General features: G+C 64.9%; 1 pseudogene. It reads left to right on the forward strand.

Annotated elements, in window-relative coordinates:
• A pseudogene (locus HMPREF9442_RS16285) lies at positions 1 to 186 on the forward strand (MauE/DoxX family redox-associated membrane protein); the annotation flags it as partial.
• Positions 187 to 205: the final 19 nt, after the last annotated feature.

Below are 205 nucleotides of genomic sequence, written 5' to 3' on the forward strand. Positions count from 1 at the left end.
GGGGGCATCGTGCGTGCCAAGCGCAACCTGTCGGTGTTCCGTCCGGAACGGTTCGGTCGGAGCATCACGGTGGGAGAGATGATGGAGGAGGACACAGGCCTGCCGTGGCGTTACGGCGTTTGCGTGTTGGCGGGCCTGGCGGTAATCATTTGGGTGCGCCGTAAAGAAACGGAGGGCGGACGATGAAGGCGGCATGGGGCGTGGC

This window comes from Paraprevotella xylaniphila YIT 11841 (assembly GCF_000205165.1).
GTDB classification, from domain to species: domain Bacteria; phylum Bacteroidota; class Bacteroidia; order Bacteroidales; family Bacteroidaceae; genus Paraprevotella; species Paraprevotella xylaniphila.